The organism is Mesotoga infera (assembly GCA_011045915.1).
Classification (GTDB): Bacteria; Thermotogota; Thermotogae; order Petrotogales; family Kosmotogaceae; genus Mesotoga; species Mesotoga infera_D.
Genome location: DSBT01000251.1, coordinates 1 through 14,928, shown reverse-complemented (window position 1 = coordinate 14,928; position 14,928 = coordinate 1). Strand labels below are relative to the sequence as shown.

Genomic DNA, 14,928 nt, shown 5'->3' with positions numbered 1-14,928 from the left:
CTCTTGGAATACTCTTGCTGATACTTTCTATCGGCCTGACAGTCACTGTTGACATGGGCCGCAAGAAGTTGTCAAACCCGTTGATCGAAGTCATTGCCTTCTTCCTGTTGCTTTTTTTCACCTTGCTGGGAAGAAGCTTCCTCGTCGAATCATTTGTCACCGTGGAGTTTTCCTGGTATCTTATGGGAATGCTTCTGGCAACCGTAGGTGTCACGTACTTTCTTCGAGGGACTATACTACCGGAAGGGGCTACCGACTCAATCGGAATCGCCGAGAGAATGTCTATCTTCATCTTCATTCTCGCGGATCACTGGACTTGGGTGATTATTTCCGTTGCAGCAGGACTGGCTTTCCGCGCAGTGTTTTCTAGGGACAGCAAGAAGGAGTGGATCATCAGTCCGGCTGCAGGAATAGTTGTCTCCTTTCTCTGGCAACTGTTGATGAGGAGTTTCCTGGCTTGACCTATGCGATTGGAGACATTCACGGTTGCCTGTCGCCGCTGAAGAGACTCATTAAGGCAATAAAGCTCAAAGATGACGACACTCTCGTTTTCATCGGAGATTATGTAGATCGTGGTCCCAATCCCAGAGGCGTCCTCGACTTCCTCATAGCACTTTCTGTCAACCATCGCTGCAACTTCATTAGAGGAAATCACGAACAGATGTTTCTCGATTATTTGAGAGGCGCCGAGGGGTCCACAATCTGGGCATACAACGGTATGGAAACGACAATAAGGAGTTATGGCAGCATCAGATCGGTTCCCGATTATCATATCGAGTTTCTAAACGAGACTCTACTGTACTACGAAAAGAGCGACTTCGTCTTTGTACACGCTGGGATACGGCCTAACATTCCTCTCAAAAAGCAGAGTCCAAACGATCTCTTGTGGATTAGGGAGCCCTTTCTCAAGAGCTCCAATCCGTTGAAAGATCGCACGGTGGTCTATGGCCATACTCCTTTGATAAGCGGTCCTCTCGTTCAAGAGGGAAAAATCGGGATCGACACCGGATGTGTTTATGGCGGCTACCTTACCGCTTATAGAGTTGAAGACAACTTCTTTCTATCGGAAAGGTCATGATCTGATTTCACCTTTGCAAAAATAAAAGAGCGGAAGAAAATCTTCCGCTCTGAAAAAACGACTTCTCCTATACTCAGGGATAAATTCCTCTCAGTTTTGTAGCATGTGCAACTTTCTCAATAGAATCAACGTAAGCAGCCGTCCTCATGTCGATGTTGTACTTGTTCATTGTAGACGCTACCGAACCGAATGCCTCTCTCATGATCTTGTGGAGAGCTCTCCTCACATCTTCAACATCCCAGAAGTAGTGCTGCAGTCCCTGAACCCATTCGAAGTATGAGACCGTTACTCCGCCGGCATTGGCGAGGAAGTCTGGGACAACGAAAGTGTTTTTCGCCAGAACGATATCTTCCGCATCAGGTGTCATGGGACCATTTGCACCCTCAACAATTATCTTCGCTCTGATATTCCTTGCATTCTTCTCCGTTATCGCATTCTCAAGAGCCGCGGGAACAAGAATGTCGACATCGAGCCCGAGAAGGTCTTCATTGGTTATCTTCTGACCCTTCGGATAACCGTCGATTACTCCGTCGTTCTGATCCCTGTACGCCATAAGGTCGTCAATATCGAAACCGTCTGGATTGTAGAGGCCGCCTGAAACGTCACTGATACCTACAATCTTCGAACCCATCTCTTCATATATCAGCTTCGCAGCGAAGGAACCGACGTTACCGAATCCCTGAACGGCTACCCTAGCTTCCTTTGGATCCATATCTTTGTACTTCAGCGCCTCTTCGGCAACTACCCTGACTCCTCGGCCGGTAGCTTCCGTCCTGCCCTTGGAACCTCCAATTTCCAGAGGCTTTCCAGTGACAATCCCAAGTACTGAATGACCAACATTCATTGAGTAGGTGTCCATATACCATGCCATTATCTGGGCGTTTGTGTTTACATCCGGCGCAGGAATGTCTTCTCCTTCACCTATGATTATCTGGATCTCGGAGAAATACCTCCTCGACAGTCTTTCAATCTCGTTTATAGAGAGTTCCTGCGGATTGACGCAGACGCCACCTTTTCCGCCCCCGTATGGAATGCCGACCACGGCACATTTCCACGTCATCCAGAAAGCAAGAGCTTTCACTTCATCAAGAGTAACATTCTGGTGGTACCTGACGCCGCCCTTTGCCGGACCTCTTGCAATGTTATGTTGTACCCTGTGCCCCGTGAAGACCCTGATCTCTCCGTTGTCCATTCTGACAGGGAAATTGACTGTGAGTTCTCTCTTCGGAAAAGACAAGACCTGTCTCATGCTCTGGCTAAGATCCATTACATCGGCAGCTTTATTGAATTGCTTCAGTGCATTTTGGAACAGACTATTTTCTGCCACAAGATTACCTCCTCGAAAATTGGTGTCATTCACTTGAATTCTATGACCGGATTGAATACTTCTCAAACCCAAGCAAGGGCAAAAGACGGCATTTACGACCAATTAGCGAATCCTAAGTAGCCTTTTCTGTGCTAGTATCCGTTATGCTAATTACCAATAAAAAAGGCGAGGATGACCTCGCTCTGGTACCCCCAGAAGGAATCGAACCTTCATCTGCGGATTAGGAATCCGCCGTTCTATCCGTTGAACTATAGGGGCACAATGAGCAAATTATAGCATCACGTTTCATCCTTTTCAATCACGTTCTGATAAAATTGATTCAGTCGGGAAGCAGCAAAGCAGCTTCAGAGATCAACTTCACTCCTAGCCTAAATGTCGCCAAGCAGATGATTTCGTAGGGAAACATAAGGCTTCCGGGCACTCAAAATTTTTGAGAGGTGAAACAAGTTGAAGAAAGACGTCGCATTAGAATCTACCGTCATAGCTCATGGTCTTCCCAAAGGAATAAATCTCGAGACTGCCTTTAACATGGAGAGAGCAGTGAGGGAAAATGGAGGCACTCCCAGGACCATTGGAATACTCGGTGGAGAGATAGTTGTCGGCCTCACAAATGAACAGGTGAAGAGACTAGGCATGGCCTCGAATGTCTTGAAAGTCGGTACTGCTGAGATCGCCTACGCGACAGCAATGAAGAGAGATGCAGCAACAACAGTAAGCGCTACTATGGCAATCTCGAAAACGAGTGGAATCTCAGTTTTCGCCACCGGTGGAATTGGCGGAGTTCATAGGGACATCGACTGGGATGTGTCTCAAGACATAATTGAACTTTCGAGAACGAGAATGATAGTGGTCTCTGCGGGTGTCAAGAGCATACTGGACGTGCCGAAAACACTTGAGTTTCTTGAAACCTTTGGAGTAACGGTAGTCGGTTACCAAACCGATTCATTTCCTCTTTTCCACTGCTCGAAAAGCCCATACAGAATCAACTTGACGATAAGTTCTCCTGAAGAGGCCGCCCAGATTCTTGAAGAAAAGGAGAGACTGGGAATTGAAGGAGGAGTACTAGTAGCAAACCCAATACCAGAAGCAGATTCAATGGATTTCGATGAACTTAGAACCCTTATTGAATCGGCTCTGAAATCTGCAGAGACCAATGGCATTTCTGGAAAAGCGCTGACTCCATATCTTCTCAGCAGGCTGGCAGAACTATCAAGTGGCAAGACTCTGGATGCGAATATTTCCTTGCTGATAAACAACGCTGCTCTGGGTGGTCGAATCGCCGCTAGTTTAGGAGAAGAAAAATGACAGGTTACTCGCTGAAAGGCGGTATGGTATATTCTGCAGAAGACAGAAATTACGTTCGCAGAGATCTACATATGAGTGCGGGCGTTATTTCCCCGACTCCCTCTGAAGGGTCACTGGAAATAGACATTGCGGGCAGATTCGTTTATCCGGGATTCGTAGATTCCCACGCTCACCTCATAGGCACTGGAAGAAAGAATCTGGAAGTGAACCTTGAAGACTGCAATTCAATTGAATCACTTGCAGAAAGACTGGAAGTCGATCGCGAAATAGTGCGCGCTCGCGGTTGGGATCAGGAAGCTCTTGGTTTCATGCCTGTAAGGGAGAAACTTGATTCCATTACCTCTAGACCCGTGATACTGACTAGAAGGTGCGGTCATATTGCCACTGTAAACTCGCCTTTGATTAAACTCTTCAGTATTGAAAGACTTCACGGACTGGACGGATCCGATATCGAGCTGGGACTCCTGAAGGAGAGAGCCCTAGAAGAACTTGATCGTATGATCAGACTTTCACCCGGAGAAGTGCAAAGAGCAATTCACGCAGGAACTCAGGCCTTCCTCAAGTACGGAGTTACAACAGTTCACAGTGATGATTATCACGGAATCGATTATGAGCTGCTCATGAACAGCCTTTCTGGCGCAAGTGACATGAGGATTTACGAGAAGCTCTGTATCTCAAAAGAAGAAGAACTCGACTTGATCAAGCATGGACAGCAATTTGAAACTCCCTTTTTCACTCTTAGAGCCGCAAAGCTGTATCTTGACGGTTCTCTTGGTGCACGAACAGCGGCAATGATCTCACCTTACCACGATTCCCCTGCCGAAAGAGGCGTTCTATATATGACGGCCGATGAATTGAAACCAATTGTTAAGAGAGCTGACAGAGAGCGAATCCAAGTCTGCGTCCATGTAATAGGGGATCGGGCGCTTGAAGAGGCTTTGAAAGCCTTCGAAGGTTCTGCAAGCGAGTCGCTGAATCACAGACTGATTCACGTCCAAATTGCCTCTGAAGAGCAAATAAAGAGGATGACAGATCAAAAGCTAACCGCCTCAATTCAGCCGATATTTGCTGATTCCGACAAAATAATCGCACCTGAGAGACTCGGTCCGGGCCGCATGAGAGACGCTTACCCATTTGGAAAGATGAGAGACATGGGAGTGCCTCTCGCAATATCAACCGACTCCCCTGTTGAGAGTACTTCAGTGATTCGCAACCTCGCTTCTGCCGACAAGTTTTTCTCAAGAAGAGATAGCATTGAGATGTACAGTTCGAATGGTCATATTCTCGCAAACAACACAGAGTCACTTTCACTCAACAATGGAGATAGGGCAGACCTATTTGTGATCAATGTCGATTTACTGAAGGTAACTCAAGACACTCCCGCAGAAATGACCTTTGTTGACGGGAGGTTGGTTCACAAACTTTGAACAAAAACGGCTGCGGAATCAAGGTCGATATTCTACATAAATAATTCTTCATCTTTATTTACGATTAGTCACTTATATGTTAAATTCCAGCAAACTATCTTGAAGAATAGCAGCAAAACTGCTAAAATTAGTACAGAAAAAGGCGGCAATTAGCCGCCATGTCTGGTGGGCTCGGGTGGAGTCGAACCACCGACCGCCCGGTTATGAGCCGGAAGCTCTAACCAAACTGAGCTACGAGCCCAGGCACAGAATTGATTATAATATTCCTCATGGCTTGTGTCAAGAGGTTCAGGAGATGGTCCAATGCTAAACAGCAGCTCTGTGGGTCTTCAGACATCTGCAGATCCGGTTCAGGAAATGACTGTGAAGTATCCTCGAGTTCTTGTGATAAGAGCCGCATTTTCTCTTTTGAAAGACGGAAAGGCACTTGAACATAGAGATCTTGAGAAAACACTGCAGACCTTGCTGTCAGGCTAAGATTCGAACTTGATTTTGGTCTTATGGTTTTTTCTTGCGTTTGATATGAAATGAAAGATTCATTATGTCGGAGGGCGTCAAGCCCGGGATCCTCGTTGCCTGACCTATAGAAGCTGGTCTGGTCTTCTTCAGTTTCTCTCTTCCTTCGGTTGAAAGATTGGAGACTCCATCATAATCGAGATCTGCGGGAATAAGATCCTCATCAATTTCCTCAAGTCTCCGGACCTCCTCCTTAAGTCTCTCCACATAACCGCGGTACTTAATCTCTATTTCCACTTGCTCGATCACATCATCATCGTGAATCGGTTCGGGATCGTATGCCACGATATCTTTGTAACAGACTCCGGCCCTCTTCATCAATGCCGAAAACTTTGTGGCAGAATCCAGTCTTGTGCTTCCCTTGCTCAGCAGCAGCTGATTCAGACCCTCGGACGGCCTAATCGTCGTCTTGTCAAGCCTGGTAAGCTGCGCGTTTATCTCAAGTGTCGATCTGACTACTCTTTCTCTAAACCACTCGGGAATCAGCCCATATCTCCAGCCATACTCAGAGAGCCTTATGTGAGCATTATCATGCCGTAGAAGCAATCTATACTCTGCCCTGGATGTAAGCAGTCTATAAGGTTCATCAACTCCTTTGGTTACGAGGTCGTCGATCATAACCCCTATATAAGCATCCGAGCGGCCGAGAACGAGCTGCTCCTCCCCCATCAGTTTAGCAGATGCATTTATGCCTGCTATGAGTCCCTGACCTGCCGCCTCCTCATAGCCGCTAGTACCGTTCACTTGACCTGCGAAATAAAGGTTCTCGACACGTTTGCTCTCAAGCGTGGAAAAGAGCTGAGTCGGATCAATATAATCGTACTCCACTGCATAAGCGGGTCTGACTATCTCAGCTCCCTCAAGTCCCGGAATAGTCCTTATCATTTCCAGCTGAGTTTCATAGGGAAGGCTTGTGGAAAGTCCGTTCAAATAATATTCGTCACTCAGTGAGCTTTCAGGTTCGACAAAAAGCTGGTGGCTTCCTTTCGAAGAGAACTTGATCACTTTGTCCTCTATTGAGGGGCAGTATCTGGGACCTCTGGAATCGATGAGTTTAACATCTCCATATAGCGGAGAGAAATGAAGGTCTCTCCTGATGATGTCATGAGTCCTTTCATTTGTCCTGGTTAGCCAGCAAGGATGGTCGTCAGCAAGAACGAACGGCTCGGAGAAATACGAGAAGGCCAGCGGACTCTCGGCTGTACACTGACGTTCCATCCTTTCAAAAGCAATGGACCTTCCCGCGATTCTTGCGGGAGTGCCGGTTTTGAAACGTCTCACTTCAAATCCAATAGACTTAAGTGAATTTGTCAGTTCTGTAGCGGGAAACTCGCCCAGCCGGCCGGCCGGGAGTTCATGCGGCCCGATGAATATCTTCCCCCCCAAAAATGTACCGGTAGAGACTATTACTGATCGTGCAGAATATTTGAGACCAAAATGAGTCACTACACCGGTAACACGACCCTTCTCGGTTTCAATTGCCTTCACGATTCCACTCTGCAACTGGAGATTTTCCTGCATTTCGAGAGCTCTTTTCATAATTTGACTGTATCTGTTCTTGTCCACCTGTGCTCTCAACGCCCTAACGGCGGCTCCTTTACTGGTGTTAAGAACCCGAATGTTCAGTGATGCCCGATCGGTCGACTTTGCCATCTCTCCACCGAGAACGTCAACTTCTCTCACAACGATCCCTTTCGCCGGACCTCCCATTGCCGGATTGCATGGAGTCCATCCGACGGTATCAAGGTTGATATTTAGAACAAGTGTTCTCATACCCATCCTGGCACTGACAAGAGCAGCTTCAATTCCTGCATGGCCGGCACCTATGACAATTATGTCGAATTCGTAATCTCTTTTATTTAATCGCATAACATCACTCCTTTATCATTGTATTGTACACAGAGAGGAGGCTCTTAATTGAGAAAAGTCTGTTTCGTTGATACTACGATGAGGGACGCTCATCAGTCACTTCTGGCCACAAGGGTCACCACTAGCGAATTAGCGGAAATTGCCCCTCTTGTCGATCGAGTGGGTTACCATGCCGTTGAAGTCTGGGGTGGAGCCACATTCGACTCCTGCGTGAGATACCTTGATGAAGATCCCTGGGAACGACTCGATGTCCTTAAGGAGAAATTCAAGAAGACGAAGCTTCAAATGCTTCTCAGGGGCCAGAATCTTCTGGGTTACAGGAACTATGCAGACGATGTTGTGGAGCTCTTCGTGAGAACTATGTCAAATCATGGTATAGATGTCGTAAGAATCTTCGACGCTCTCAACGACTTCAGAAATCTAGAAGAATCGGCAAAAGCAGTAAAGGCAAGCGGAATGCATCTCCAGGTGGCAATGTCATATACGACCAGCCCAGTTCACAATGTCGACTATTTCGTAGAGATATCCGATGAGGCAGTGGAACTCGGCGCAGACTCCCTCTGCATAAAGGATATGGCCGGCCTCTTAAAACCAGGAACGGCAACCACGCTTGTGAGCGAGATTAAGAAGAGACATTCGATCCCGCTGGAAGTGCATTCTCATTTCACTACTGGAATCGCAGGTATGACTTATCTGAAGAGTGCAGAGGCCGGAGCCGATATTCTAGATACGGCTACCTCTTCAATGGGATTTGGGACTTCACAGCCAGGCGTAGAAAGTGTATGGACAGCTCTGCACGATATCGGACTTGCAGAACGGCCAGACTATCCGCTCCTAAAAGAGATAAACGACTACTTTGTCGGTGTTAGAAGAAAACACAGTGGCACTGACGCCGGCTTCACGATAAACACATCGGTTCTGGAGAATCAGATTCCCGGAGGAATGTACTCCAATCTTATCAATCAACTCAAATCACAGAACATGAGCGACAGATTCGAAGAGGTTCTTGAAGAGGTCCCAAGAGTCCGCGCCGATCTCGGATATCCTCCACTAGTAACTCCAACGTCTCAGATAGTAGGTGTTCAGGCCGTCTTGAATGTTATGAACAACGAGAGGTACAAGACAATAACGAAAGAAGTTGAAAGGTATATAAAAGGCTTTTATGGCACTCCGCCCGCAGAAATTGAGAAATCCTTGAAATCCCGCGTCATGGGAGTCGAGGAGTCGATTTTGCACAGACCTGGCGATACTCTAGATCCCGAAGTGGAAAGGGGCAGGAGCGAGCTCGGGCTTTTGGCGCAAAGTGATGAAGATCTTCTGATCTACCTCCTTCTTGGCGAGGTTGGGAAGAAGTTCCTTGCTCAACGATACCAGAACTCGTTAAGGGTCGACTTCGAGCTTGCAAAAGACTTCAAGGAAGGAATTACAGTATATCCGGTTTGATTCGTAGTATTAACAAAATTTACCTGAGCTGACACACCTTCAGAGCTAATAATGGCACATTAACAAGCACTGGACGCCTTCACGGAGAATGAAGGCGTTTTTTTATTCCGTAGCAGCAGTAACACAGCTTAAATAAAACGGAACTTTCTGATACAATTTATTCAGGGAGTACTTCTATTCTATTAAAGGAGGGTTCTAAAGATGAGAAAGCTTACAGCTGTTCTTGTTTTGCTAATTGTGATGTTGTCGTTTGCAAGCGCAAAACTGGTAATTTGGTCCTCGGAAAATCAGATTCCGGCACTTGAAAAGCTCGCCGCCGATTTCGAAAGCGACTATGGCATTCAAGTGGAGATACAGCAGGTGAATTTTGGAGACTTAAAGTCTAAGTTCCTCACAGCGGCCCCTGCAGGACAGGGACCCGACATTATTGTCGGCGCACACGACTGGGTCGGGGAGCTTGCAATCAACGGCCTTATAGAACCGATTCCATTTCTTCCAGAGGCCGATCAATACTACGATGTCACTCTAGATGCCTTCAGCTATGGAGGAAACCTCTATGGTGTCCCCTATACTGTTGAAGCGATTGCAATCATCTACAACAAGGATCTAGTATTCGAAGCACCGAAAACGATCTCAGAACTTGAAGATCTGGCTTTCGAAGCTTCAGATGACGAAGTCGTAGGCCTGATCTACGCAGTCGGGGATTTCTATCATTCTGCTCCTTTCATACTGGGCAGAGGCGGCTATATTTTCAAGGAAACCGCTGCGGGGCTTGATGTGACCGACATAGGTCTGAACAACGAGGGCGCGATTGCAGGCGGAAACCTCATTAAATCTTGGTTCGACGAAGGTCTAATTCCAGGCGGACCAAACTACAACCTTATGGACTCTCTGTTCAAAGATGGGCTAGCCGCATTCATTGTTAACGGCATATGGGCAACTCCAAGCTACCGCGATACAGGTATCGACTACGCGATTCTTCCTTTCAGCGAGATCACATTCGACGACGGTACGAATCCGAGACCGTTTGTCGGAGTGCAGGGTTTCATGATAAACTCAAAGTCTTCAAACAAGCTTGAAGCCACCGAGTTCGTAGTCAACTACATCGGCAGCTTTGACGGCCAGTACGGCATGTTCCTCGGGGAAAGAAGGGGAACGGCAAGGGCGGACGTCTTCTCCTTTATTGAAGCCGACGCGGGTCCAGAGCTGTATGATGTTCTGCAGTTCTCTAAGAGCGCTTCCGTAGGGACGCCAATGCCCAACGTACCGGAAATGGCAAGCGTATGGGGCGCTATGGGCGATGCTCTAGGTCTTATAATCAACGGTCAAGACACCGTTGAAAATGCTTTCAATTCGGCAGTCGAGAAGATAAAGACCACTATAGGAAACTAGAATTACTTTTCGTATTATTCACATCTCTAAACTTGGTTAGGCTGAGCGCGGGTTATCTCCCGCGCTTTGGTTCTGATTGCCTGGAGGGATTACCTTGAGTGTAAGGCGATTTGTAATCTTTCTCTTTCTTCTCGCCATTCTAGCAATATTCAATGCCTTTTCTCTGTGGAGCATATATCTGCTGTACGCCGATGGAAATTTCGGTTTGATGATCACGATGGTCGTCTTGACCTTGCTCATAGACATAATTGCTTTAAATCCAAAAGGTTATCCGTACAGATATATGATTCCCGCTATGATCCTGCTCTTCATTCTCACCCTATATCCGATGTATTATACATTTAGAACTGCCTTCACAAATTACGGAACCGGACACCTCTTCACCAGGCAGCAGTCGATTCAGAAACTTCTCAGCGATTACTTCTACATACCTGAGAACCCTGAGGAATTCGAGTTCTCTATCTATATTGAACTCGAGAACTACAATCCTACAGACAGATTCATTACTCTTCTGACTTCAAGAAATAACGGAAACCTCTTTGCTGCTCCACGACCGCAGCCAGTCAGCAGAGACGCCGAAGGTAACATAACGCTTGCGACAGCCAAGATGTATGAGGTAAGCGGGGACAGTTTTTCTATTGGGAGCGTTAACTACACTCTATCAAGATCTCCTGATGACAGGATTCTCGCAATCCGGACAGACTCGGGTGAGCAGTTCATATACTTCTATTCTCCGCAGGACAGTACCACGAGGCCAAACGCATTTTTCTATTTCAGTGAAATAAGAGGAATTTGGCTGCGAAACGCGGAGTTCACAAACAGTGACGGGAATCAAGTCAGGCTGTTCCCAAACTCTCTCTACACAACCTTTGCAACAACGGAAAGGAAATACGCTTTGAGAGCCGAAACGACCTTCTCGGCTGGAAGAGCCATTCAGGAGACCGTTGTCTATAACAGGAAAACAGAGAGAACTCTCGTTGAAGAGGGGGGATTCTTCTACGATATAGACGAAAACGGCAATGAGTTCGTCGTGGAGGGATACATATCGGATGTCGGCTTCTGGAATTTCGTGAGGATGTTCCAGGACCCCAAGATAAGCGGTCCGTTCTTTCAGGTCTTTGGTTGGACCTTCACCTGGGCAGGTCTGAGTGTGCTCTTCTCATTCACAATCGGCCTCGCTCTTGCTATTACGCTAAACGATCGAAGACTGAAGGGGAAAAAAATTTACAGAACACTGCTGATAATTCCCTGGGCAGTACCCGCATTCATTTCCGCTCTGGTATGGCGCAACGGGTTCTTCAACGAGACCTACGGTGTGCTGAACAGATTCATAGTCCAGGGACTTTTCGGAATGGAGCCCATAAAGTGGTTGAACGATGCCTTCTGGGCGAAGGTTTCTGTTCTGCTGGTAAACACCTGGCTGGGATTTCCATATATGATGACCGTCAGTCTGGGAGCTCTGCAGAGTATTCCGGAAGAGCTCTATGAAGCTTCCTCGATAGATGGCGCAACGAAATTCCAGAGATTCAGAAAGATCACCTTCCCCCTGCTTATGGTCACCATTGCTCCTTTGCTAGTTGGGAGCTTCGCGTTTAACTTCAACAACTTCACGGGAATCTATCTTGTTACGCAGGGTGGTCCGGCCATTGTCGGTGCTTCGACACCGGCGGGAGCAACGGACATCCTGATTTCATACACATTCAAGCTTGCCTTCGAAGGGCGAGGTCAGGATTTCGGGTTTGCGAGCGCCATCTCAATAATCATATTTATAATCGTCGCAGGCTTCAGCTGGATAAACTTCAAACTATCCGGTTCCTTTGAAGAGGTGAGCAGATAATGGCCGTTGAGAGAAGGAAGTACTGGCTAAGACACGTCGTCTTGATCGCCATTGTTGTTGTTGTCCTCTTCCCAATGGTCTGGCTCGTAAGCACATCGATAAGGAGAGATCAGGCCGCATTTTCATCGAACCTCTTCTCTAGCAGGGTTACTTTCCAGCATTACAGAAATCTTCTCTTTCCCGAGAGAAGTGTGGGAAGGCTGATTCTCGATCTGCAAAGCGCTACATACGCCACAGGAGATTATAGAGGAAGAAGTCAAGAGGATCTTAAGAAAACTGTGGAGAAGTTTCTCGCCAAGTTCGACTCACTCATGGATGAAAGCGTTGACAAGGTTGCCGTAGTCGAAAAAGGCACGACCTCTATAGAGAACTCCTTGATAGACAAAGAGAGCGGAATCATTGAGGAAATGAACGAACTGAGGCTCAAAGACAAAAACCTTTTCGAAGAAAGGCTTAAAGAGATCGGCGAAGTCAGTGAAGTGAGAACAGCATATGCGATCGGCGAAATTCTTCAAACGACGTCCCCTTCTCTGGATAGAGATTATCAGTTCTACCTTGATTTGCTTGGTGAGAGAGCAGCCTCTATCTCTGACTCTCTTGAAAGATACAGGGAACTCTATGAAGAAGTCTTTCTTGGCAGGGACGAGACATTGAACGCAATCGAGACTCTCGAGTTTGAGAATAAGGCCGAAGTAGTCAGTTCCCTAGAGTCGATTCAAAACTACATATCTCTGTCCGAAATAGATTACTCGGAATGGAGAAAGGTGGAATGGCTGAGAGTGATCAACAGATATCTCAGGGATGTTGAATCGTCTATGCCGGAAGACCGGGCCGCCGAATTGAATCGAATTAGAACAAGTCTCTACGATTCCTTCAAATCGGCCAGTGAAGCTTGGGAAGTTGCAACAGAGGCCGGTGAAGGCGTCTCAGAGGAGTTGTCCTCTCTTGCAGGAGAAGCTTTCGGCGCAAAGTACTACGAATATATCGAGGCGAATGAAAGGCTATTGGCCGTGCAGAGCGCAATAGAGGCAGCCAGGAAGTCACTTGCGGTCTCGGAATCTGCATTGGCAGAACTGGAAGACTCACTGCAGGTGGCCATGCCCACACTGGTATCGGAGACCAGAAAGCTGTCTGCCTTGATTCTCCCATTGCAAATCGTAATCTCGAAGGGTATCGAAAGCCGAACGGCAGTCACAGAAGCTAAACTATTGGATTCACTGAATGAGATCGTTTCTGCAAGGGAGACCATTGATACCGTTCAAGATCAGCTATCGCAGATGGAGAACGTCCGGGAGCTTTCCGCAGTTCTTTCCGAACTGTCTGGAGAAATGGCCTGGTTCTCAGACAACAGAGAAACTCTATCAAGCGCCTCAGCAAACTCCGAAGTCTCAAATGGAATAGATGTAATAAATACCGCTCTATCGAATCTCTCTCGTATCCTGCCGGTTCTGGAGACTAGTGTCTCGGAGTACGTTGAAGTCTCAGAAAAGACAATAGAACTGAGGGCTGAACTGGAATCTTTGGAAGAGGAAAGCGAGCTTCTGGGCGAGAAGATCTCCTCACTTCAGGAAGAGGCAGACAGAGCAGAGGATGAATACGCAAAGGCTCTGGAAGCGATAAACATAAGAACGGCCATGTTGTCTGTGGAAGAGGAGATCAACTTCCTGGATGAGGCCAGAGACTATGTGCTGAGTCTTACAGGCGTATTGAATGACTATTTCAAGATAAGATCCTCAACCCGCTACAGAACGCTCGCCTGGTACGATGATTTTGCAAGGGCGAACACAGAGGCAAAAGAGGGAACGGACCTGTTGAATCAGCTGATTTCCAATATGAGGTCTATGAAGGATGAACTCGCTTTGAAGGTGAACAACTACATAGATCTTAGATTTCTAGGAACTTCAGTGACACTGGAAGACTTTGGAAAGATGCAGGAAACATACAATTCCCTTTTTCAACAAGTCAACGCAAAATACCAGCGCGCCTCCAGGCTAATATCCGATCTGATCGAGAAACCTGCCTCTTACTCGTCTTCATATTCCGAAGATTTGAGAGAGATTGACAAAGCCCTTTTCAGGACCAATCAGATCTGGGCTCAGAAGGAGAGCACCTACTTCTACTTCGTCAGATGGCTGCTGAATTCGGTTATGGTGGCCCTGTCCGTATCGCTTATCAGCGTCGCTGTCGCCTCTCTTGCGGCCTACCCGTTTAGCAGGATGAGATTCCGTGGAAGAAAACAGGGGCTCCTCGGTTTGCTGTTGATCCAGATGTTCCCGACGATAATGTTCATGGTTGCGCTGTACGCATTGCTGCAGTTTATGGGGAGCGTGCTTCCCTTCCTGGGGCTTAACACACTCGGTGGGTTGATTTTCGCTTATTCCGGTGGAATAGCCTTCAACATCTGGCTGATAAAGGGATATTATGACACGATCTCAAACTCGCTCGAAGAGGCCGCAATGATCGACGGGGCAACGAAATTCCAGGCCTTTTCAAAGGTGATTTTACCGCTTGCCAGACCGATTCTGGCTGTTGTGGCTATTCTGACGTTTATGAACATCTTCAACGAGTATTTGATTGCCAGGATACTTCTCCAGGATATGAACAAATGGACTTACGCGGTGGGACTCTGGCAGTTTTCGGGAAGATTCGAGACAAGCTGGGGACCATTTACTGCAGCGGCTCTCATCGGTGCAGTCCCTATGGTGATCTTCTTCCTGGTGTTACAGGATTACAT

General features: G+C 47.2%; 10 protein-coding genes and 2 tRNA genes. 8 read left to right on the top strand and 4 right to left on the bottom strand.

The window, feature by feature from the left end:
- Both ENN47_08565 and ENN47_08560 read left to right on the top strand, forming a co-directional pair.
- Positions 1-461: hypothetical protein (locus ENN47_08565; protein HDP78218.1), on the top strand; the 461-nt coding region annotated here is incomplete at its 5' end.
- Complete coding sequence (locus ENN47_08560) at positions 458-1,078, top strand: serine/threonine protein phosphatase (GenBank protein ID HDP78217.1); 621 nt, start codon at positions 458-460, stop codon at positions 1,076-1,078. The genes ENN47_08565 and ENN47_08560, both read left to right, overlap by 4 nt.
- 73 nt (positions 1,079-1,151) lie before the next feature.
- On the opposite strand, the gene ENN47_08555 is transcribed toward ENN47_08560, so the two are convergent.
- The gene (locus tag ENN47_08555; GenBank protein HDP78216.1) at positions 1,152-2,405 is read right to left on the bottom strand and encodes a Glu/Leu/Phe/Val dehydrogenase; all 1,254 of its coding nucleotides are present in this window, start codon (positions 2,403-2,405) and stop codon (positions 1,152-1,154) included.
- Positions 2,406-2,588: 183 nt separating this feature from the next.
- Positions 2,589-2,663, bottom strand: a tRNA-Arg gene (locus ENN47_08550).
- 189 nt (positions 2,664-2,852) lie between these two features.
- Here ENN47_08550 and ENN47_08545 point away from each other — a divergent pair.
- The gene (locus ENN47_08545) at positions 2,853-3,710 is read left to right on the top strand and encodes a pseudouridine-5'-phosphate glycosidase (protein HDP78215.1); all 858 of its coding nucleotides are present in this window, start codon (positions 2,853-2,855) and stop codon (positions 3,708-3,710) included.
- Complete coding sequence (locus ENN47_08540; protein HDP78214.1) at positions 3,707-5,137, top strand: amidohydrolase; 1,431 nt, start codon at positions 3,707-3,709, stop codon at positions 5,135-5,137. The genes ENN47_08545 and ENN47_08540 overlap by 4 nt, the downstream gene beginning before the upstream one ends.
- A gap of 163 nt (positions 5,138-5,300) precedes the next feature.
- Here the strand turns inward: ENN47_08540 and ENN47_08535 are convergent.
- Both ENN47_08535 and mnmG read right to left on the bottom strand, forming a co-directional pair.
- A tRNA-Met gene (locus ENN47_08535) sits at positions 5,301-5,378 on the bottom strand.
- 257 nt (positions 5,379-5,635) lie between these two features.
- Positions 5,636-7,522, bottom strand: coding sequence for a tRNA uridine-5-carboxymethylaminomethyl(34) synthesis enzyme MnmG (gene mnmG / locus ENN47_08530; GenBank protein ID HDP78213.1), 1,887 nt, complete (start codon positions 7,520-7,522; stop codon positions 5,636-5,638).
- Between the two features lie 48 nt (positions 7,523-7,570).
- Here mnmG and ENN47_08525 point away from each other — a divergent pair, with 48 nt between their 5' ends.
- The 4 genes from ENN47_08525 to ENN47_08510 form a co-directional block, all read left to right on the top strand.
- A complete protein-coding gene (locus ENN47_08525) occupies positions 7,571-8,965 on the top strand; it encodes a pyruvate carboxylase subunit B (GenBank protein HDP78212.1) in 1,395 nt (464 codons plus the stop codon).
- 201 nt (positions 8,966-9,166) lie between these two features.
- Positions 9,167-10,357: a maltose ABC transporter substrate-binding protein gene (locus ENN47_08520; protein HDP78211.1), complete on the top strand. Its 1,191-nt coding sequence runs from the start codon at positions 9,167-9,169 to the stop codon at positions 10,355-10,357.
- A 94-nt stretch (positions 10,358-10,451) separates the two neighbouring features.
- Positions 10,452-12,194, top strand: coding sequence for an ABC transporter permease subunit (locus tag ENN47_08515; protein ID HDP78210.1), 1,743 nt, complete (start codon positions 10,452-10,454; stop codon positions 12,192-12,194).
- Positions 12,194-14,928, top strand: a 2,735-nt coding sequence (locus tag ENN47_08510; GenBank protein HDP78209.1) for an ABC transporter permease subunit, incomplete at its 3' end; no start/stop codon positions are given. The genes ENN47_08515 and ENN47_08510, both read left to right, overlap by 1 nt.